Origin of the sequence: Shewanella litorisediminis, from assembly GCF_016834455.1 — a bacterium.
Classification (GTDB): domain Bacteria; phylum Pseudomonadota; class Gammaproteobacteria; order Enterobacterales; family Shewanellaceae; genus Shewanella; species Shewanella litorisediminis.
The window spans coordinates 906880-927970 of record NZ_CP069213.1 but is presented as its reverse complement, the minus strand read 5'-3'; the positions used below and the strand labels follow the sequence as shown (position 1 = coordinate 927970).

16 protein-coding genes are annotated in these 21091 nt (G+C 54.6%); 11 read left to right on the top strand and 5 right to left on the bottom strand.

All coding sequences use genetic code 11. From position 1 onward, the window contains the following. Positions 1-327: 327 nt before the first annotated feature. Positions 328-1002, top strand: a complete 675-nt coding sequence (mutH, locus tag JQC75_RS04080; protein ID WP_203326206.1) for a DNA mismatch repair endonuclease MutH — start codon at positions 328-330, stop codon at positions 1000-1002. 121 nt (positions 1003-1123) lie between these two features. Next, positions 1124-2200, top strand: a complete 1077-nt coding sequence (locus JQC75_RS04075) for an adenylate/guanylate cyclase domain-containing protein (protein WP_203326205.1) — start codon at positions 1124-1126, stop codon at positions 2198-2200. A gap of 29 nt (positions 2201-2229) precedes the next feature. On the opposite strand, the gene oxyR is transcribed toward JQC75_RS04075, so the two are convergent. From oxyR to mnmL, 3 genes are all read right to left on the bottom strand, one after another. Beyond that, positions 2230-3147, bottom strand: a complete 918-nt coding sequence (gene oxyR, locus JQC75_RS04070) for a hydrogen peroxide-inducible genes transcriptional activator OxyR (RefSeq protein WP_203326204.1) — start codon at positions 3145-3147, stop codon at positions 2230-2232. A 406-nt stretch (positions 3148-3553) separates the two neighbouring features. Continuing rightward, positions 3554-3919 carry an Hpt domain-containing protein gene (locus JQC75_RS04065; RefSeq protein WP_203326203.1) on the bottom strand — a complete coding sequence of 122 codons (366 nt, stop codon included), beginning with the start codon at positions 3917-3919 and terminating at the stop codon, positions 3554-3556. A 142-nt stretch (positions 3920-4061) separates the two neighbouring features. After that, positions 4062-5051, bottom strand: a complete 990-nt coding sequence (gene mnmL, locus JQC75_RS04060) for a tRNA modification radical SAM protein MnmL/YtqA (protein WP_239002077.1) — start codon at positions 5049-5051, stop codon at positions 4062-4064. 505 nt (positions 5052-5556) lie between these two features. On the opposite strand from mnmL, the gene gltB reads away from it, so the two are divergent. The 7 genes from gltB (at position 5557) to JQC75_RS04025 (ending at position 14815) form a co-directional block, all read left to right on the top strand. Next, positions 5557-10005, top strand: coding sequence for a glutamate synthase large subunit (gltB, locus tag JQC75_RS04055; RefSeq protein WP_203326201.1), 4449 nt, complete (start codon positions 5557-5559; stop codon positions 10003-10005). Positions 10006-10012: 7 nt separating this feature from the next. Next, positions 10013-11431 (top strand): FAD-dependent oxidoreductase, encoded by a 1419-nt coding sequence (locus JQC75_RS04050; protein ID WP_203326200.1) that lies wholly within the window; start codon positions 10013-10015, stop codon positions 11429-11431. A 144-nt stretch (positions 11432-11575) separates the two neighbouring features. Continuing rightward, the gene (gene mtnN / locus JQC75_RS04045; RefSeq protein ID WP_203326199.1) at positions 11576-12268 is read left to right on the top strand and encodes a 5'-methylthioadenosine/S-adenosylhomocysteine nucleosidase; all 693 of its coding nucleotides are present in this window, start codon (positions 11576-11578) and stop codon (positions 12266-12268) included. Then, positions 12269-13258, top strand: a complete 990-nt coding sequence (locus JQC75_RS04040) for a cobalamin biosynthesis protein CobD/CbiB (protein WP_203326198.1) — start codon at positions 12269-12271, stop codon at positions 13256-13258. Positions 13259-13340: 82 nt separating this feature from the next. After that, positions 13341-13718 carry a DUF2721 domain-containing protein gene (locus JQC75_RS04035; RefSeq protein ID WP_203327116.1) on the top strand — a complete coding sequence of 126 codons (378 nt, stop codon included), beginning with the start codon at positions 13341-13343 and terminating at the stop codon, positions 13716-13718. Further along, positions 13715-14338, top strand: coding sequence for a trimeric intracellular cation channel family protein (locus tag JQC75_RS04030; RefSeq protein ID WP_203326197.1), 624 nt, complete (start codon positions 13715-13717; stop codon positions 14336-14338). The genes JQC75_RS04035 and JQC75_RS04030 overlap by 4 nt, the downstream gene beginning before the upstream one ends. A gap of 66 nt (positions 14339-14404) precedes the next feature. After that, positions 14405-14815: a nuclear transport factor 2 family protein gene (locus tag JQC75_RS04025; protein WP_239002135.1), complete on the top strand. Its 411-nt coding sequence runs from the start codon at positions 14405-14407 to the stop codon at positions 14813-14815. Between the two features lie 82 nt (positions 14816-14897). On the opposite strand, the gene tyrS is transcribed toward JQC75_RS04025, so the two are convergent. Then, positions 14898-16097, bottom strand: coding sequence for a tyrosine--tRNA ligase (gene tyrS, locus JQC75_RS04020; RefSeq protein ID WP_203326195.1), 1200 nt, complete (start codon positions 16095-16097; stop codon positions 14898-14900). A gap of 128 nt (positions 16098-16225) precedes the next feature. Here tyrS and JQC75_RS04015 point away from each other — a divergent pair, with 128 nt between their 5' ends. Beyond that, positions 16226-17614 (top strand): peptidoglycan DD-metalloendopeptidase family protein, encoded by a 1389-nt coding sequence (locus JQC75_RS04015; protein ID WP_203326194.1) that lies wholly within the window; start codon positions 16226-16228, stop codon positions 17612-17614. Beyond that, positions 17611-18720, top strand: a complete 1110-nt coding sequence (locus JQC75_RS04010) for an anhydro-N-acetylmuramic acid kinase (RefSeq protein WP_203326193.1) — start codon at positions 17611-17613, stop codon at positions 18718-18720. Before JQC75_RS04015 ends, JQC75_RS04010 begins: the two co-directional genes overlap by 4 nt. 54 nt (positions 18721-18774) lie before the next feature. On the opposite strand, the gene JQC75_RS04005 is transcribed toward JQC75_RS04010, so the two are convergent. Continuing rightward, entirely contained in the window at positions 18775-20877 is a 2103-nt protein-coding gene (locus JQC75_RS04005) for a winged helix-turn-helix domain-containing protein (protein ID WP_203326192.1), read from the bottom strand. Between the last annotated feature and the right edge of the window lie 214 nt (positions 20878-21091).

The following is a 21091-nucleotide window of genomic DNA, read 5'->3' as shown; positions in this document are numbered from 1 at the left end:
TCAGTTTTATGCACATGCCTCTATAGGGGCGATGGAAAATAATCGGTAAAACTCGCGATATTTTCCGTTGACTCGAAGGTTTTTCTCCAGTATTGGCGAGTTTATTTGACACTTATCCCACAAATCTGTGGATAAATGTGTGGGGAATAATGGGGAAATACGCGAGTAACTTTAAGAGCGTTGCGAGCAATCGATTTTCATTTATAAAAAAAATATTTAATACATGCACTTACGCAAAGCAATTGCTAAAAAACTTATCCAAGCCAATCAGGCGTTCAAAAAAGCATCAATATTGATCTTATCCCCAAAGAGGGTAAAATTCGCACCATGAATGCTCCCCTCCCCCCACAAAGCCTCGACGAGTTGCTGACCAGGGCCAAAATGATGGCTGGCCTTTCGCTTGGGCAACTCGCAGCCGGACTTGGCTGGCCAGTCCCCCCCAATCTGAAACGGGACAAGGGCTGGATAGGCCAACTGATAGAGCAGGAGCTCGGCGCCACCGCGGGCTCAAGACCCGAGCAGGACTTTTTGCATTTGGGGGTTGAGCTCAAGACAATTCCCATCGACCGTAGCGGTAAACCTTTGGAAACCACCTATGTTTGTGTGGCGCCATTAATGGATACCCGAGGACTACGTTGGGAGCAGAGTCTGGTAAAGCACAAACTCGAACGGGTACTTTGGGTACCGGTGGAGGGCGAAAGAGACATTCCTCTGGCCGACAGACGCATAGGCACCGCCATTTTGTGGCAACCCACGCCACAACAGAGTGCCTCCCTGCGCCAGGACTGGGAAGAAATCATGGAGTTTATCGCCCTGGGCAAGGTGCACCGCCTCAGTGCAAGGCACGGTGAAGTGTTACAGCTTCGCCCCAAAGCCGCCAATGCCGCCGCCAAAACCGACTGCATAATGGAGGATGGCACAGTAGGACTGACCAATCCCCGGGGCTTTTACCTGAAGATCCCTTTCACTCAGGCAATACTGCGCCAAGCTTTTGACTACTAGTCGTCACCGAATCGACACCTGAATTGATTCAGATCACGTTAAGGGCTGGTAATGAGGCATAGGTTTTCTATACACTAGCTCCTTCTTCGTAAAAGCTAATTTTTCGGGTTTTGAAGCTGCAGTGAGAGCGATTCGTCAGGCAAAAAAGCTGTTGTTTGCCATCCTGGCCTGGGGCATCGCCATGGCCGCTTTTGTCTTCTTTCGTTATGCGCAAACGCAAGATCTGCCCCAATGGGCGGTAGGTTCTGCCGATCTCGCAACGCTCGCCATTTATATGGGGATCATCTTCGGCAGCCTGCACTGGATGTCCAATCTCATTGCCGACTTCAGTGCCATTAATCGCTTACCTTATTTGTTTTCTGTCCTGTTCAAGGGGCTTTTTCTGCTCCTTGGAGCCACGACCCTCGCCTATATCACCCAGTTTCTGAATATGTGGGCCATCGAAAACCACATGACAACCCTCAGGCAGATGCTGACTGTCCATGTGCTCTACAGCCCTTCCTTTCAGGCATTGATTGTCTATCTGGTGGTGGTTCGCATGGGGCTGGCCTTTATTGAGCAGATGGCACTCCTGGTTGGCCCCAGAGTGCTGTTCAATATTGGCCTCGGTAAATACCACAAGCCCAGATACGAGCAGCGCTTATTCCTCTATCTGGATATGGTAGCCAGCACCACACACGCAGAATCCCTTGGAGACTATCGCTTCAGCCGCCTCATTCAGGACAGCTTCAGCCTGCTGTCAGACACAGTGGCCAATAACGAAGCCGAGATTTACCGCTATATGGGAGATGCAGTGCTGATCCACTGGCCCCTTAATGAAGGTATCCAAAAAGACCGCTGCATGAACATCTATTGGGAATTCAGTCAGCAGCTCAATTGGCAGCGGCAGTATTTTGAAGAGCACTACGGCTTTGTGCCCAAATTCAAGGCAGCGGCGCATTGCGGTCAGGTCGTGGCGGCCGTTGTCGGAGTGCAAAAGCAGGAAATCAGCTTCTTCAGCGATGTACTCAATACCCTGGCGAGACTACAGGATCAATGCAATCCATTGGGACAGCGGATGCTGATCTCCGGTGCTGTGGCGGCCCGGCTCGATAATGAAGACAGTGATTACCAACTGAGCTCCCTCGGGCCGGTTAAACTCAAGGGGAAACAACATTCCATTGAAGTCTTTGGGGTAACACCAAAGCGGGGCGACTGAGGTTTCGCCCCATCATCCTGTCTGACTGCTCAGCCCTGCTTGGGCTCACCACCGAGCAGCTTTTCAATTTCCAATCCGAGCGTTCTGAAAGTCCGGATCCGGCTGGTCGTTTGGCGCCAAACCAAGCCTATGTCGCGGTATGGGGCACTGCCCGGGGGATCCATAACCGCCAACTCAGTGTCTTTCAGAATGCCTGCATCAATCGCCATTTGTGGCAGGAAGGTTGTGCCCAGCTTACTGTTCACCATTTGTACCAGGGTGTGCAGACTGGTTGCAGCAAAGGGGTTGATTTTATTGGAGTCACCCAACTGACAGGCGCTGATGGCGTGGCCGGTGATGCAGTGCTCATTCTGCAGCAGAAAGATGCTTTCGTCCGGCAATGCCTGATAATCCACCGGCTGATGCACTTCATGGGACAAGTCTTTGTGCATCACCATTTTGAAGGGATCGACCCCCACTTTCATGCTGAGAAATCCCGAGGTATCCACAGGCAAGGCCAGCAGCAGTAAGTCCAGTTCACCTTTACCAAGGGCATCGAGCAGGCGCTCGGTGGTGTCTTCCTTCAGCAGTAACACCATCTTGGGATAGTGCTGCTGACAGTGACGCACGACTCTGCTGAGCAAAAAAGGCGCTATCGTTGGAATACAGCCCAAACGGATTTCCCCTGTCATGGGTTCGCCCTGATTGCGCACCAGCTCCACCAAGTCATCCACATCGGTCAGAATTTTGCGGCAACGGCCAACCACTTCTTCGCCGATGGCCGTAAACATAAATGACTTGTGATCGCGCTCTATCAGTTGATGCCCCAATTGCTCCTCCAGGTTTTGAATACCACTGGAGAGGGTCGACTGGCTGACATTACATACCTTGGCGGCGCGATTAAAATTCTGTTCCTGATAAAGATTCACCAGATAATAGAGATTTTTAAGGCTGGGAAGATGTTTCATTTTATCGATTACCGGCGCTTGGATGGATTGATAGGACACGTTGCACTTTAACACAGGCTTTACCTGAGTTCATAAGGTCCTCACGCGGATATGTGAGCAATATCTGCACAAGTGGAGTACTCACTGGGCGATGGTAAGTCGGAGGGGCTTTCTTCAAGCGCGGGAAACAGGGTTTAACTTGAAGCGCTGCCGATGAAACAAGCATGCCTCAACATCGGGGATACATACTGGCAAGACAAGTCACGCCGAGTGAGAGATTCTGCCTCAGAAAACCAGCTTCACACATCCGGCTTCACAAAACCAAAGTTGGCAAACCACAGGGAGAATAACGCGGAAAAACGAGAGAAATAGCGGGTAGACAGTACCGGCGCAGGCTAAGCATGTCCCACGCCGGTTTCAGCACAAATCAGGCTTTGGCCTGCAGGAAAGACTTAAGCGCAGCGAGATCGTCAAAGGCATGGGTGGCAATAACATCAAGCCACTCGACATGGCCGGCTTCCCAACCTTCGTCATTGCCGTGTTGCAGCAATTGGGCATATTGTTGGATGCGCTTCAGACCAACGCTGCCCGCCGCCCCTTTAAACTTATGTGCTTCAGAGCACAGGGTGTCCTTGTCACCGGCTTCCTGCGCCTTGACCAGGTTGCCAACGTATTCGGGCATCAGCTGCTCAAACAGCACCACACTCTTGAGCAGAGTTCCGGCCCCAATCGCACTGCAATATTGTTCAAGAGTGTTCAGATCCAAAATCTCGTCCAGTGCAGCAGTTGCCATCAAGGCCCCCTTAACAGTCATAAAATTGTCCACATCGGCAGTCAATTGCCGACAATACTATTGCACATAATACCTTCTCTGCCCCACGGTGCAACCGTATGGCGTTTCAGCCATGTGGATATTTTCTAATTTTAACAAATAATTAACCACCTATCGCCGTTGGATAGGGTTCTGAAACTTTGCTCTTTTTGTCAGTGAGATAGGGATATTCCGTTAGACTGCCCTGCCCACCGGTTTGTGCCAGACTACTGCAAATGGCGCCCATCGCCAGCCATTTATGGCCACACCACTCGGGGGCCAATAGCAGTGGAGGCCTGGCATGGGCCGTAACCCGGTGGAAAATAATGTCAGCCGGGGTACGTTGAATAAGCTGGACAGCGGCGTTCACATAATCATCCAAACTCAAGGTATCCAACCTTCCTGCCCGCCACTGCCGTGCCATGATACTGCCCTCCACTATATGCAGTGGGTGCAACTTGAGGCCATCAACCCCAAGTGCCAATACCTGCCGGTGTGATGCGACAAAATCCTCCGGCCTCTCCCCCGGCAGACCCAGAATAAGGTGGGTACACACCTTGATGCCCAGCCTTCTGGCCCGGGTGACGGCATCGGCATACACGGCAAAATCATGGCCTCGATTGATTCGTTTCAGGGTGTCATCCCGGGCAGTCTGCAGCCCCAAATCCAGCCACACATCAATCCCCTGCTGTTGATAGTCGGCCAATAATTGCAGCACAGCATCGGGCACACAGTCAGGGCGCGTTCCCACAAAAAGTCCAGCCACATTCCCAATCGACAGGGCCTCATCGTATCTGCGCTTCAGTACGGCAACCTCATCGTAGGTGCTGGTGTAGGCCTGAAAATAAATGAAGTAAAGCGCATCACTGCGCCCAGCCATCTGCCGTTTAAGCTGCGATGCAATATCAAACTGCTGTCCATCATCGGCATTGAAAGAAGGCACATGGCAGAAGGTACAACCGCCAACGCCGAGGCTGCCATCGCGGTTGGGGCAGGTAAAATGCGCATCCAGCGTCAGCTTTCGCACACGCTTGCCAAATCGCAAACGGCAGTCATTGCCAAAGGTATTCACCAGCGCATCCAATGTGGGGGTGATGCTAACCGATTGAGACACAGTCGCCTCCATAAGAAAGAAAGCGCCAGTATGGACTTGTGGGCTCAGCCGCGCCCGGATCCAGGTCAAAACGACGGCCTTTTTCCCCATTTTGCAACACCAGTCATTTTTGCACCGAACAAAACAGGGGGTTAATCACAGTTTTTGAATAGTTAATCAATGGCATTTCTTTGAAAACAAACAACTGTGCCTGCAAAAAAAATCACTATTTGCAAACACCAAACAATCGCCACTCCTGTTACACAATCGTAAACCAAAAAATAACGCAATTTTAAAATTGCTATAATTCATAATGTTATACAACACTTTCACCAGTTGACGTTAACGTAACCCAATTATCAAAACTGTATGAAACATGATTTTTTACCCATGTTTTATGCAATCTTTAAGTTTGACCTTTGTAAATTCTCAGGATAATTTGGGAGATTCGGGTGCATATCTATCATTGTCATTTGCGTGATTCCCCGAGCAGTATCAGTCACAGGTTTTCAGGTGGGGAATTAGTATGAGCTTGTATCATCCCAGTTTTGAGCGGGACAATTGTGGATTTGGTCTGATTGCCCAGATGGACGGCGAAGCCAGTCACCGTATTGTGCGTACCGCCATTACCGGACTGGATCGCATGAAGCACCGCGGCGGCATTGCCGCAGACGGTCGCACAGGTGACGGCTGCGGCCTCCTGATGCAATTGCCCATCAAGTTTTTCGAGTCGATTGCCGCCGAAAATGACTGGCACCTGTCGCGCAAGTTTGCCGTCGGCATGTTCTTTTTAAGCCAGGACGAAGAAAAAGTCGCCGCCGTCCGCTTTGTGCTTGAGCGCGAGCTTGAAAAAGAAACTCTCTGCATCGCCGGTTGGCGCGAGGTGCCGGTTAATCCCGATGTGCTGGGTGAAATCGGCAAGGCCAGTCTGCCCCGTATCGTTCAGGTACTGATCAACGCGCCCATCGGCTGGCGTGAAAAAGACCTCGAGCGACGCCTCTATATGGCCCGCCGCCGCCTCGAGCAGCAAATGACGGCAGATCCTGACTTTTACGTAGCAAGCCTTTCCGGTCAGGTGATTGTTTATAAAGGCCTGATGATGCCTGCCGATCTGCCCGCTTTTTACCCCGATCTGGCCGATCTGCGCCTGGAAAGCGCTATCTGTTTATTCCACCAGCGCTTTTCAACCAATACCTCGCCCAAGTGGCCACTGGCTCAGCCATTCCGCTACCTGGCACACAATGGTGAAATCAACACCATTACCGGCAATCGCCAGTGGGCCCGCGCCCGGGCGTACAAGTTCAACTCGCCGCTGTTGCCCGATTTGCAGCAAGCCGCACCCTTCGTAAACGAAACCGGCTCTGACTCATCCTCTTTGGATAACATGCTGGAAATGCTGCTATCCGGTGGTATGGACCTGTACCGTGCCATGCGACTGCTTATTCCGCCCGCATGGCAAAGTAACCCTGAAATGGACGAAGAGCTCAAAGCCTTCTACGACTTCAACTCCATGCACATGGAGCCCTGGGATGGCCCGGCGGGCATAGTGATGACCAACGGCCGCCACGCCGCCTGCGCCGTGGACCGTAATGGCCTGCGCCCATCCCGTTATGTGATTACCAAAGACCGCATCCTGACCCTGGCTTCTGAAGTGGGGATCTGGGATTACCAGCCCGACGAAGTGGTGGAAAAGGGTCGCGTGGGCCCGGGCGAGCTGTTGGTGCTCGATACCCTCAACGGCCGTCTGTATCAGTCATTCGAGATTGATAACGATCTCAAACGCCGCCACCCCTACAAGGAGTGGATGGCGAAAAACAGCCGCACCCTCAAGAGCGCTGAAGAGATGAGCAACGAGCAGCACGGCGCCAGCGAATTCAGCCGCGACACCCTGCTGCAATACCAAAAGCTCTTTGGCTACAGCCGCGAGGAGCTTGAGCAGGTCATTTGGGTATTGGCAAGTCAGGGTGAAGAAGCCGTGGGTTCCATGGGTGACGATACCCCTATGGCAGTGCTGTCCAATAAACAGCGCTCCCTGTACGACTATTTCCGCCAGAAATTCGCCCAGGTGACCAACCCGCCCATCGACCCACTGCGTGAGAAACACGTGATGTCCCTGGCGACCTGTGTAGGCCGTGAGCAGAATCTCTTTAACGAGACCACGGGGCACGCCTATCGGGTAATGTTTAACTCGCCTATCCTGCTGTTCAGCGATTTCAATCAGCTGATGTCCCTCGATAAGGCCTATTACCGCGCCAATATCGTTGATCTCAACTACGACCCGGCAGAAGGGCTCGAAGGCGCCATTCGTCGCATCACAGATGATGCCGAGCGCCTGGCCCGCACCGGAACAACCCTGCTGGTGCTGTCTGACCGCGCCGTGGCCAAAAATCGCCAGGTGATCCCCGCCGCCATGGCTGTGGGCGCAGTGCAGCAAATGCTGGTGTCCAAGAGTCTGCGCTGCGACACCAACATTATCGTGGAAACCGCCTCTGCCCGGGACCCGCACCACTTTGCGGTGTTGCTCGGATTTGGTGCCACCGCCATCTATCCCTATCTGGTATACGAGTCCATCGCAGAGCTTGCCAAGCGCAACAACGCCGACGACATGGTGGCATTGATGCTGAACTTCCGTTACGGCATCGAAAAGGGCCTGCGCAAAATCATGTCCAAAATGGGCATCAGCACTGTGGCCTCTTACCGCTGCAGCCAACAATTCGAAGCCATAGGTCTTGCACGCGATGTGATTGACCTCTGCTTTAAAGGCGTTGTGAGCCGTATCGAAGGGGTGAGCTTTGAGCACCTCGCCAAAGATCAACACAAACTGCATCAGGCAGCTTTCCGTCCCCATGTGCCCTTGCCACAGGGTGGTTTGCTCAAATACGTCGAAGGTGGCGAATACCATGCCTTCAACCCCGATGTTGTCAATACACTGCAGGCCTCACTCATCAGCCGTGACTACAGCAAGTACAAAGTCTTTGCCAAACACGTCGATGAGCGTCCCGTGGCAATGCTGCGGGATCTGTTGGGCGTAAAAGGCACCCTCGATGCCATCCCTGCAGAGCGTGTTGAGGCCGCAGCAAGCCTGTATCCACGCTTCGACAGCGCCGCCATGAGTATCGGCGCCTTAAGTCCCGAAGCCCACGAGGCGCTGGCCATCGCCATGAACCGCCTCGGCGGCCGATCCAACTCGGGGGAAGGCGGTGAAGATCCACGCCGTTTCGGTACGGAAAAGAATTCCGCCATCAAGCAAATTGCTTCTGGCCGCTTTGGTGTGACAGCCCATTACCTTATCAATGCCGAAGTACTGCAGATAAAAGTGGCTCAGGGTGCCAAACCCGGTGAAGGCGGTCAGCTGCCCGGCCATAAGGTGAGTGTGGAAATTGCCGGGCTGCGTTATGCCCGTCCGGGCGTGACCCTGATTTCACCGCCGCCGCACCACGATATCTATTCCATTGAAGATTTGGCGCAGCTGATTTTCGATTTGAAACAAATCAATCCCAAGGCCCTTATCAGCGTGAAACTGGTATCTGAGCCGGGCATCGGCACCATAGCCACCGGCGTTGCCAAGGCCTATGCCGACATGATTACCGTGTCCGGCTATGACGGTGGTACAGGGGCAAGCCCCCTCACCTCGGTCAAATATGCCGGCTCTCCCTGGGAGCTGGGTCTGGCCGAGGTGCATCAGGCTCTGGTGGACAACGGCCTGCGCCACAAAATCCGCCTCCAGGTGGATGGCGGCCTTAAAACCGGTACCGACGTTATCAAGGCAGCTCTCCTTGGCGCCGAGAGCTTTGGCTTCGGCACCGTGCCCATGATTGCGCTGGGCTGCAAGTATCTGCGGATCTGTCACCTGAACAACTGCGCCACCGGCGTGGCAACCCAGGATAAAAATCTGCGTGACAAGCATTTCCACGGCTTGCCTGAGCGGGTGATGACTTACTTCGAATTTGTTGCCGAAGAAGTGCGCGAGTGGATGGCAAAGCTGGGTGTTGCAAAGTTTGAAGATCTGGTGGGTCGCAGCGACTGGCTGTACGCACTGGCAGGTCAAACCGAGAAACAACATGGTCTGGACCTGTCCCCCATCCTGTATCAGCCACAGGTACGGGCCGGCTCATCCAGAACCTGGAAAGAGATAAACCCGCCAACGGATACCGGTGAACTGAACCAGCGTCTGCTGAAAGATGCCGCCGATGCCATCAGCCGCGGCGAAGGCTTCAGCGCCGCCTACAGCATCAATAACACCGATCGCTCTGTGGGCGCCGCCCTCAGTGGCCTCATTGCTGCCACCTGTGGTCTTAAGGGCACCAAGGCACCGGTCAGCCTGTCGTTTAACGGTACCGCGGGCCAGAGCTTTGGTGTGTGGAACGCGCCCGGTCTGGAGATGAGCCTGTGCGGTGATGCCAACGACTACGTGGGCAAGGGGATGTCCGGCGGCAAGCTGTCCATCTATCCACCAATCGGCAGCGCCTTCCAGAGCGAACGTACCGCCATTGTAGGTAATACCTGTCTCTACGGTGCAACCGGAGGTCAGTTCTTTGCCGCAGGTCAGGCGGGTGAGCGCTTTGGCGTGCGTAACTCAGGCGCCGTGGCCGTGGTGGAAGGCCTTGGCGATAACGGCTGCGAATATATGACCGGTGGCATTGTGGTGGTACTGGGGAAAACCGGGGTGAACTTTGGTGCCGGTATGACAGGTGGCTTTGCCTATGTGTTCGACCAGTTCGGCCGCTTCGGCCGCAGGGTTAACACCGAAATGGTCGACACCCAAAAGGTCGAGTCAGCCATTCACCAGAAACACCTCAAAGGCCTGATTGAGACACACGTCAAAGAGACAGGCAGTGAACACGCCCGGGCAATTTTGAGTGACTTTGATAACTGGCTCGACTGCTTTGTGCTGGTCAAGCCGAAGAATGTAGCGGTGGCCGATCTGCTCAAGCTCGAGCAGCCAAGCCCTGAACTGGCAGTAAAGGCGGGGTAACAGCAAGATGAGTAACGACTTTCAGTTTATCCAGGTGGGCCGCAAAGATCCGACCAAGCAGCCCATTAAGCTGCGTGCAACACAGTTTATTGAAATTTATCAGCCTTTTACTCAGCCACAGGTCAATGAGCAGGCAGACCGCTGCCTGGACTGCGGCAATCCATACTGCGAATGGAAGTGCCCGCTGCACAATTACATCCCAAACTGGCTGAAGCTTGCCAAACAGGGACGCATCATGGAAGCGGCGGATCTGGTGCACGAGACCAACACCCTGCCGGAGATCTGCGGCCGTGTTTGCCCCCAGGACAGGCTCTGTGAAGGCGCCTGTACCCTGAATGATGATTTTGGCGCCGTGACCATAGGTAACGTCGAGAAATACATCACAGATACGGCGCTCGCCCAGGGATGGCGCCCTGACATGAGCAAAGTCACGCCCCGTAAAGAGCGGGTTGCCATTGTGGGCGCAGGTCCTGCGGGTCTTGGCTGCGCCGATATCCTTGCCCGCAACGGCATCAAGGCAGTGGTCTTCGACAAGTATCCACAAATCGGTGGCCTGCTCACCTACGGTATTCCTTCTTTCAAACTGGATAAGTCGGTGATGCAAACCCGCCGTACCGTGCTGGAAGGCATGGGAATAGAGTTTCGTCTCGGTGTGACTGTTGGCAAGGACATCGCCTTCGCCGACCTGCTCAAAGACTACGATGCTGTATTCCTCGGCATGGGCACCTACAGTGCCATGAAGGCCGGACTGCCCGGTGAAGACGCCGAAGGTGTACTGCAGGCATTACCCTATCTGATTGGCAACACCATGTCGTTGCTGGGTCAGCAAAGCGAACAGAACCCCTATATCGACCTGGCGGGTAAAAAGGTAGTGGTACTGGGGGGCGGAGACACCGCCATGGACTGTGTGCGCACCGCAGTGCGTCAGGGCGCCAGCGAAGTGACCTGCGCCTATCGCCGCGATGAAGCCAACATGCCCGGCTCCCGCCGAGAGGTGCAAAATGCCCGTGAAGAAGGGGTGAACTTCCTGTTCAACCGCCAGCCAGTGGCCATCAAGACCGAAAATGGCGCCGTGGTGGGAATTGAGTGTATCGAGACCCGCATGGGCGAGCCCGATGCCAATGGACGCCGCTCGGCGGAGCCTGTGCCCGGCAGTGAGCAGCTCCTCGAAGCCGACGCCATCATCATCGCCTTTGGCTTTCAGCCAAGTCCGGCCCCCTGGTTTGCCGACTTTGATATCGCCCTGGATGACAAGGGCAGAGTCAAGGCCAGCAAAACCGATGACAATCCATTCCAAACCAGCAATCCCAAGGTATTTGCCGGTGGTGACATGGTCAGGGGCTCAGATCTGGTGGTAACCGCCATCGCCGAAGGGCGCGATGCGGCCATGGGGATCCTCAACTATCTGGAGTCAGCCAAGGCCTGATCCCAACAACAAGTTGCTTGTGTCTTGCGCATCCAAAGGCTTGCCTGAGGATGCGCTTTTTTATCTCTGCAGCTTGCCTGTATGCCACTTCGTCGACTGTGGTATATTGGCTGCCATTCTCTAAAGCAGTTCAAAGGCAAGTTTATGAAAATTGGTATTATCGGCGCCATGGAGCCGGAAGTTGCTCACCTTATTGCTTCTCTGGAAACCCCTGTCATCAGCCAGATAGCCGGCATCGAATTCACCCAGGGTGAACTCAATGGCAAGCAGGTCATAGTGACCCGTTCAGGCATTGGCAAGGTCGCTGCGGCACTCGCCACCACCCTGCTTATCGATAAGTTTGCCCCCGATTACGTGATTAATACCGGCTCTGCCGGTGGCTTTGTTGATAGCCTGACCATTGGCGACGTGGTTATCGGCAGTGAAGTGCGTTACCACGATGTGGACGTTACCGCCTTTGGCTATGAAATCGGACAAATGGCCCAGCAGCCCGCCGCCTTCCTGTGTGATGCCCGCCTGGTAGATGCCGCCAAGGCCGCCGTCGCCAAACTGGGTGAAGTGAAAACTGTAGAAGGCCTCATCTGTACCGGTGACAGCTTTATTTGCGACCCGGTACGCACCGCCAAAATGCAGGCCGACTTCCCCACCATGGCCGCCTGTGAAATGGAAGGCGCCGCCATCGGTCAGGTCTGTCACCAGTTTGCCACCCCGTTCGTGGTGATCCGCTCACTGTCTGATAACGCCAACAACGACAGCCCCGTCGACTTTGAGTCATATCTGGTGAAAGCCGGTCACCACTCAGCCTTGATGGTAATGGCGCTGATTGAAGGCCTGTAAATGACCGAAAGCCAGTTTGTCAGCCAGCTGATTGCCCTGGATGGAGCCCTGTTTGAGGGCTTCCTTATCATCCTGTGCGCGCTGCCTCTGGCACGACTGGCCCCCCTGCCGAGGGAAATGCAGCCACTGGTGTGGTTTGGCGTGCTGGCAAGAGAGCTTGCCCGCAAAGTGAATCACCCGTCGCGGGGACCCCGTCAGCAGCTTATCGCGGGCATCATGGCCACAGTGCTTCTGGTGCTGCCCTTTTGGCTCATTGTCGCCTTTCTGCTGGATTTGGCCGCTTTCCCCTGGTTTTTTGAGTTTTTAATTCTTTACCTTTGCCTGTCGGATGCCAGTTTTGCTCAGGTCGCCGAAGAGGTGCAGCGGGCGCTGAGCCATGGCGATAAAGACAGGGCCAGAAAGCTGCTGAGTCAATATCTGTCTCGGGATACCGCCGAGCTGTCTGAAGCCGGACTTGCCAAGGCCACCATCGAAAAGTTGGTCACGGCACCCATTTATGGCACCGCAGGGGTGGTATTTTTCTATGCCCTGGCCGGTGCGCCCATGGTGCTGCTGGTGCGTATGCTTAAGCAGCTGGAGTTGGTCTGGCCTCCCATGTCACCGGATTTCCGTGCCTTTGTCGCGCCGGTAAATCAGTTGGTTTCAGCCCTCCTTTATGTGCCAGCCTGGCTCTGGAGCCTGACCCTGGCAATCGTTGGCGGACCCAGTGGTTTTAAGGCTCTGCTAACCCCCAGACGCTGGCAGCCCCTGTCGAACGCCATGCGGGCGGCGTTCGTTGCCGCGACCGTGCTGCACACTGAGCTTGGCGGGCCACACAAATACCGCGGCAACAGGGTTGCTGTCGATAAGATAGGCAAAGGCTCCTTACCCGATGCCGCCAAAATCGGGGAAGCCATTACACTTTCCAACCGCGCCTGCTTTACCTGGTTGGCCTTTCTGCTGTTGTTGCCCCTCGCCTGGACCCTGCTCAGATACAGTCAGACGCTGTAATTTGTAAAGCGACACACTATAATGGCTCGCCTCAGGGGAACCTCTCCACTTTCCATAACGGGCACTCAACGTGTTAGAAAAACTGCACTTATCGCTGACAACACCGGCGCTGCTGTTTCCGGCCATTTCATTACTGCTGCTGGCCTACACCAACCGATTCTTTTCACTGGCTGCCCTGATACGAAGCCTCTCCAGTGGCAAGGAGCCGGTGCATCAGAACCAAATCACCAATCTGAAAAAGCGAATTGTGATTATCCGGCGCATGCAGGAGGCCGGTGTCAGCAGCTTTGCCCTGTGTGTACTGTGCATGATTTTTATCTACGTCGGCATGAACAAAACCGGCTCACTCATCTTTGGTGGTAGCCTGCTGTTGCTGCTGTATTCGCTCATCCTCTCGGTCATTGAAATCCGCATCTCTGTGGATGCACTCAACATTCACCTGAAAGAGATGAGCAGATGAGCTGGCTGTATTTTTTTGACCTGTGCGGTACCGCCGTGTTTGCCCTCACCGGTGCCCTCGCGGCCGGCAGGCACAGAATGGATCCTTTTGGCGTCTCCGTACTGGCCGCCGTAACAGCCGTGGGTGGCGGTACCATTCGGGATGCCATTATCGGTGCTACCCCGGTCTTTTGGCTGCGCGACCCCAATTACCTGATTGTCATCCTTGCGACAGTCGGATTTACCCTGATTTTTATCCGGCGCCCCCGTAAGGTGCCCCAGTACACCTTGCCCATCGCCGATGCGCTGGGATTGGCACTCTTTACCGTGATAGGTGCCCAAAAAGCACTCAGCCTTGGCCTTAATGGCATGTCTGCTGTGATCATGGGCTTGATTACCGGCGTGGGTGGCGGCATTATCCGGGATGTGCTCTGTCGCCAAATTCCCATGGTGCTCAGAACCGAAATCTATGCAACCGCCTCCATTCTGGGTGGCATTGCCTATACCCTCAGCCTGCAATTAGGCATGAACAGCCAAACCGCACTCTGGCTGTCCATGCTCAGTGCGCTGATCTTGAGGCTCGCGGCCATTCGCTGGCATCTTTCGTTGCCGGCCTTCGACCTGAAAACCCGGAGAGACTGACTTTTGCGATATCTGGTGTTACTGCTTTATTTTCTGACTTCCTGGGCGACCGCCAGCAGCGGTGAGATGCCTGAAGAGCAGCAAATGGCAGTAAACTACATTCAGGCGCTGACCGAGCATGACTATGCTGCCCTCGCCAGATACTACAATCGCGACAGCGTTTTTCAGGACAGGACCGCCGGGCGTAAATACAAGGGTGGGCGTTTTATTATCGAATTTTTCGAGCGCGCCCATGCAGGCGTGCTGGAATACAACTTCAGCATTGAGCACATGTACAACGCAGGCTCTCTGGTGGTCATGATAGGCAACTACCGCTTTAAGGGGCCGGGTGAACAGTTCGGTAAGCCAGGCAAAATCATTGATGTGGCAGTGCCTGCGGTCACCACGCTGAGACTGGATATGCGCAATCAAAGGGTGACTGAGCATACGGACCTTATCGACTATCAGACCATGGCCGACCAGTTATCCATGCAATAGGCGCCTGCTTGAACAACAGCAATTACTTCAAAACAAAACGGGCGCCTAAGGCGCCCGTTTTGTTGACTCGGTGAGAGCTGGATTAGCTCAGAGTCACCTTGGCAAACTTGCGCTTGCCCACCTGGAATACGGCGGTCAGACCGGCACTGAATACCTGCTTGGCATCTTCCAGCTTTTCACCGTCCATCTTCACCGCGCCCTGCTTAATCATTCGCATGGCATCGGAAGTCGAGCCCACGAGGCCAGCTTCTTTAAGCAGGTTGGCAACGGCCACGCCTTCAGCACCGGCACTCAGGGTCACTTCTTCGATGTCATCGGGGATGGCACCCTTCTGGAAGCGATCGATAAAGTTCTGGTGAGCGGCATCTGCAGCAGCCTGATCGTGGAAACGGGCGATAATTTCCTTGGCCAGCGCAATCTTGATATCTCTTGGGTTGGCTCCGGCTTCCACATCGGCCTTGAATTGCTCAACTTCTGCCAGTGGGCGGAACGACAACAGGTCGAAATAGCGCCACATCAGATCATCGGAAATAGACATCAGCTTACCGAACATTTCATCCGGCGCTTCGCTCACACCTATGTAGTTGTGGGCGGACTTGGACATCTTCTTCACGCCATCGAGGCCTTCCAGCAACGGCATCATGATCACGGTTTGCGGCTTCTGGCCTTCGGCCTTTTGCAGCTCACGGCCCATCAGCAGGTTGAACTTCTGATCGGTACCGCCCAGTTCGATGTCGGCCTTCAATGCAACCGAGTCCCAGCCCTGCAGCAGCGGGTACATAAACTCATGGATGGCGATGGGCTGACCGCTGCTATAACGCTTTTTAAAATCATCACGTTCCAGCATACGGGCCACGGTTTGGTGGGAAGCCAAACGGATCATCCCGGCGGCGCCAAGCTGTTCGAGCCAGCTTGAGTTGAATTCGATGCGGGTCTTGGCCGGATCGAGGATTTTGTACACCTGCTCCTTGTAGGTTTCGGCGTTGGCCAATACCTGCTCGCGGGTCAGTGGCGGACGGGTGCTGTTTTTACCACTTGGGTCACCCACCATGCCGGTGAAGTCACCGATAAGGAAGATAACTTCGTGTCCCAGCTCCTGGAACAGGCGCAGTTTGTTCAAAATAACCGTGTGGCCCAGATGGATATCGGGAGCGGTAGGATCGGCACCCAGTTTCACCCGCAGTGGACGGCCCTCTTTCAGTTTTTCAATCAGATCTGCTTCAAGCAGGATCTCGTCTGTGCCCCGTTTAATTTCTGCTAATACCTGGTCCAAATCAGCCATGTTGGCAGCTACCTCTGTGGTTATCCGATTTCAATCAAAGAGACCTATGTTACTTGTTAGCCTGGGCAAATGAAAGTGTGTACACTAGGCCCATTCGACAGGAAATAGGGATTTGGTACCCGGGTCAAATGACAAAGGTTATTACGCTTCTCAAGCTGCTCCCCAAAAAGCATCAGGTCATTCTGAGCATTCTTTTATTGTTAACCACAGTCACCCTGTTTTTCCCCTCTGAGGATGCCGAAGCCTCACGGCAATCTCCGCTAGCCAACGACAATATCGACTTTACCCTGCCGCTGTCGCAGCGCACCCCCACGCCACCGCTGGGCCAGGCCTCCGATATCAACATTGCCGCCCCAAATGGTGAAAGCGAGCAGGAAGCCTTGCCCAGCGCAAAATCAAGCGCTGTGCCCTCCAACCGTGAAGTAGAGCATTTTGAGGTATCCAGGGGCGATACACTGGCGGCCCTGTTTCAGCGCGCCGGGCTTTCCAGCCGCGATGTCTACGAAATCACTCGCCTGCCGGAGGCCAAAAGCAACCTGCTGAAAATCCTGCCCGGGGAAGAAATTGTCATCATGAAGGATGACAAGGGTGAGTTTGCTGAGCTCAGTTACCGTATCGACGGCATTTCGACCCTCACGGTGCAGCGCACCGAGTCGGGGTACAGTGAGCGCATCGATGTCAAACAGCTGACAACCCGTACCGATTTTGCCCAGGGCAAAATTTTCAGCAATTTTTGGACAGCAGCCGTGGATGCGGGCCTTAACAGCGGCCAGATCATGGATTTGGCCACCGTGTTTGGCTGGGACATCGACTTTGCCCAGGATTTGCAAAAAGGCGATACCTTCGCCCTGCTCTACGAAAAACACTATGCCGACGGCGAGTTTGTTCGAAATGGCGCCATTCTGGCTGCAGAATTTATCAACGATGGCAAACGCTACACCGCAGTGCGCTATGAAGACGGTAATTACTATTCCGAATCCGGCCAGAGCATGCGCAAAGCCTTTTTGCGATCGCCGGTGGACTTCAATTACGTCAGCTCCAATTTCAACCCCAAGCGCCTGCATCCGGTAACAGGTCAGGTAAAGGCCCACAGGGGCGTGGACTATGTGGCCGCCATTGGCACACCGATAAAAGCCGCCGGTGCGGGCAAGGTGATAGAGGCAGGCTACAATCAGTACAACGGCAACTACGTCTTTATTCGCCATAACGGCACCTATACCACCAAGTATTTGCACCTGAACAAACGCAGGGTGAAGAAGGGCGACTCGGTAAAACAGGGCCAAATTATCGGAACGCTCGGCAAAACCGGCAGGGTAACCGGGGCTCACCTGCATTACGAATTTATCGTCAACGGCGTACACAGAAATCCCCGCACCGTTGACCTGCCAAAAGCAGAGTCCATCAGTAAAAAAGAGTTGGCTAAATTCAGCCGCATCAGCAAGGGTTTGATGGCTAAAATTTCCTTTAACAAGCAACAGCAACTGGCCATGGCGCCAGAGGGCAAGCAGACTCCATGAGCCAATCTCTGTTTATCGGACTCATGTCCGGCACCAGTATGGACGGTGTGGACGCCGTCCTGGTGGATTTCGACACTCCATCCCCCAAACTTATCGCCACCCACACAGAGGCCATACCGGAACACCTGTTCAAAGGGCTGCAGCGTTTGTGTCAGCCCGGACAGGATGAAGTGAACCGGCTTGGGCGGCTCGATCGCAGCGTTGGCAGCCTCTTTGCCAAAGCCGTCAACAACCTGCTTGCCATCAGTGGTGTAGATAAATCCCAGGTTGTGGCCATCGGCAGCCACGGCCAAACCGTGCGCCACATGCCCAACCTCGAAGTTGGCTTTACCCTGCAGATTGGCGACCCCAACACCATCGCCGCCGAAACGGGTATCGATGTGATTGCGGATTTTCGCCGAAAAGATATAGCCCTTGGTGGACAGGGTGCACCGCTGGTGCCGGCATTCCACCAGCAGATTTTTGCAAAAGCAGACAAGCGCCGGGTGATCCTCAATATCGGCGGTATCGCCAATATCACCTGGCTGCCGGGCAATGCCGAAGCGGTGCTGGGATTTGACACCGGGCCTGGCAACACCCTGATAGATGGCTGGATACAACAGGTCAGGCAGCAGGCTTACGATCAGGATGGCGCCTTCGCCGCCAGTGGTAAAACGGACAATGCGCTCTTGGCCCAGTTGTTGTCACATCCTTATTTTGCCCTGCAATACCCCAAAAGCACTGGCCGGGAGCTCTTCAATCACGCCTGGCTGGAACAGCAACTGGAAAAGTTTGGCTATCTCGATGAGGCCGACATTCAGTCAACCTTGCTTGACCTGAGCTGCCACAGTATCGCGGCGGACATACTCAAGCTGTCTAACAGTGGTGAGCTGTTTGTTTGCGGTGGTGGCGCCCTCAATACTGAGCTGATGAACCGCCTGCAGGCCCTGTTACCCGGATTCACACTGACCACCACCTCAGCGCTTGGTGTCGACCCCAAATGGGTTGAAGCCATTGCTTTTGCCTGGCTTGCCCTGCGGCATCATCAGGGGCTGCCAGCCAACCTGCCTGCTGTAACTGGAGCAAGACGGGAAGCCGTGCTCGGCGCCCGTTTCCCTGCGGCCTAATAAGCCATTAAAAAACGGCCAGGCGGCCGTTTTTTTATGTCTCTGGCTGTGCACTCATTGCAGCGCGGGATGCCTTAATCGCATCACGTCGCGCCTTGGATAGTTCCAGGACACCAGCACCAACTTTTGCTCATTCTCGACCCACACCATATTCTCCTGACGGCTGATACTGTTGGGCGGCAGCTCAATCAGGGGCCTGACCTGCGCCTGGGCAAAGTCATAGTAGCTGAGCAGCGCTGAGCTGCTGTGGCGCTGCCGGAAAAATACCCCGCGTTCTGCCAGAGTCCAGTTGTAACCGTCACTCATCAACTTACCCCCAAGCACCAGCTCTGACTCCCCCCCTTGCCATGGCATGCGCCAAAGCCCGCGTGGCCCGGTGCTGTAACTGAAGTAAAGCCAGTCCCCCACTACCTGTAGCCGCCTGACCATTATAGGAGACACCAGAACAGGGGGCTTGTTGTCCAGATGAAACCGGGTCAAACCATCCACAGTGCTGGCAAGCAAAAAGCTGTCATCACCGCTCCATTCCGGGCGGCCGTGGTTGATATAGGGTGAGGCCACAATCCGGATACTGTTGTCGCGAATGTCCAGAATATGCAGCTTGTTACCCTCATGATTGGTATCGGCAGCCACAAAGGCTATGCGACTGCCATCGTGTGACCAGGCGGGCGAGGTGGCCTGACGTTTAAGGGATGTGTGCATTTGTCGCCTTTGCCCATCCACATCCGAGGTCCAGATTTCATTGTGCCCCGACTCATTGGACACAAATACCAGCCTGCCGGCCTGCGGCGAATAATCCGCATAACGCTGGCTGAAGTTGCCGTAAATCATTGGAAAAGGCGCCTGGGGCACCTCGGCAAAGGGATGCATGGACACCAACTGGCGATGATTATTGTAGTGATAGAACACCAACTCGTCGGAGTCGGGTACAAAGCGGGGGTAACTCAAACCTTCCAAATCCAGCGCCGTGATATCGCCGCTTTCTGTGTCGATAAGGTAGCCGCCACGGTTCCCCGCTTCTTCGGTGCTGTACACCAGCCGTCGCCCATCCCTGTGCCAGGAAAGGCCGCGGATATCTTCAATACCCTGGGTCAAACGCCGCTCACTGCCATCAGCAAGTTGGCGTAAAAAAATATCTTCCGAGATATCCCCAAAGCGTCTGGCAATGGCCAGGGTTTGCCCATCGGGACTGAAGGCGAAATCACGGTCACGGTGGGGGCAGTCGGTATCGCAGGACAACCGCACCGGCAACGCATTTTCCTGTGATAAATCCAGCAGGTAAATGCCCGCATTCCGCTGCGGGGCATTGGTGGTAATAAACGCCAGGGTATTACCATCGGCGCTGAGCTCAATGGCCGAGGTCACGCTGTTGCAGTCGGCAAGAGGCGTGAGCTGACCGTCTTTCAAGTCCAAGCGGGTTATCTTGCAACTACCGGCGGAAACACTGGGAAAATACAGCGACTTGCCATCGTTTGACCAAACAGCGCGCAGCTCATCCGAACTGTCCGGGGTGAGCTGCCTGGGGCTGGCGTCGGGATGGTCCAAATCCAGCTGAAACAGGCTGCCGTTTTTACCGGGTTGCTGACCGCCGTACACCAAAAAGCGGCCATCCGGTGACACACCGGGGAACCGCTCTGAGCCACCATCGCTCGTGAGTCTGTCAACCCCGAAAGGACGGTGCAAGGTATCCTCATACCAATGATGGCCCGCAGCCACCAAGACTAACGCCAGCACAATAGAACACCCCAGCAACGCGCGGCCAAGGAGGCGACTTTTACGCTCGAGCCGCAAGTGTCCGTCTTCGGCGGCAAGCTCAAATCTGGGCTCGATACAGAGCCGGTATCCCGTCTTACGAACGGTTTCTATCACCTCGCCCGCGCCCAGAGGCCCAAGCTGCTGCCGGAGATGCCATATGGCGTTGGTGAGCGCCTTCTCACCCACGTACGTGTTCCCTTCCCAGATGTCGGTGATCAGGGCTTCCCGGGTCACCACCCGGGGAAATTGGTGGGCGAGGTAAGCGAGCACTTCGACAAACTTCGGCTGCAGGGTGATGCGTTCTTGCGCGCGCTCTGCGGTCGCGGGGAATAGCAGACTGTTGTCGCTGACATCAATGCGGCAACTGCCGAGGTAAAATACGCTCTGTTTGGTCTCAAGCATCACAGGCCATCAGGGTCTTTTAGGGGTAATGCCCATATTAAAAGTGCCCCGTCAGCAAGACAAGCGAAAACACCTCATGCAAATTTATCCAAGCGATTGTATTTAAATTGAATAGATAAAAAATAGAGATAGAAACAAGCAATAATCGAGGCAACCCTGATTGCCGCTTCACTCAACTTTTTTTACAACCCGTTAATCAATCCGTCAGTGGGAT

Bases quoted from the DNA above. Each gene is read 5' to 3' on its own strand.
- mutH (WP_203326206.1), top strand. From the start codon at position 328: ATGAATGCTCCCCTCCCCCCACAAAGCCTCGACGAGTTGCTGACCAGG.
- oxyR (WP_203326204.1), bottom strand. From the start codon at position 3,147: ATGAAACATCTTCCCAGCCTTAAAAATCTCTATTATCTGGTGAATCTT.
- JQC75_RS04065 (WP_203326203.1), bottom strand. From the start codon at position 3,919: ATGGCAACTGCTGCACTGGACGAGATTTTGGATCTGAACACTCTTGAA.
- gltB (WP_203326201.1), top strand. From the start codon at position 5,557: ATGAGCTTGTATCATCCCAGTTTTGAGCGGGACAATTGTGGATTTGGT.
- JQC75_RS04050 (WP_203326200.1), top strand. From the start codon at position 10,013: ATGAGTAACGACTTTCAGTTTATCCAGGTGGGCCGCAAAGATCCGACC.
- mtnN (WP_203326199.1), top strand. From the start codon at position 11,576: ATGAAAATTGGTATTATCGGCGCCATGGAGCCGGAAGTTGCTCACCTT.
- JQC75_RS04040 (WP_203326198.1), top strand. From the start codon at position 12,269: ATGACCGAAAGCCAGTTTGTCAGCCAGCTGATTGCCCTGGATGGAGCC.
- JQC75_RS04030 (WP_203326197.1), top strand. From the start codon at position 13,715: ATGAGCTGGCTGTATTTTTTTGACCTGTGCGGTACCGCCGTGTTTGCC.
- JQC75_RS04025 (WP_239002135.1), top strand. From the start codon at position 14,405: ATGCCTGAAGAGCAGCAAATGGCAGTAAACTACATTCAGGCGCTGACC.
- tyrS (WP_203326195.1), bottom strand. From the start codon at position 16,097: ATGGCTGATTTGGACCAGGTATTAGCAGAAATTAAACGGGGCACAGAC.
- JQC75_RS04015 (WP_203326194.1), top strand. From the start codon at position 16,226: ATGACAAAGGTTATTACGCTTCTCAAGCTGCTCCCCAAAAAGCATCAG.
- JQC75_RS04010 (WP_203326193.1), top strand. From the start codon at position 17,611: ATGAGCCAATCTCTGTTTATCGGACTCATGTCCGGCACCAGTATGGAC.
- JQC75_RS04005 (WP_203326192.1), bottom strand. From the start codon at position 20,877: ATGCTTGAGACCAAACAGAGCGTATTTTACCTCGGCAGTTGCCGCATT.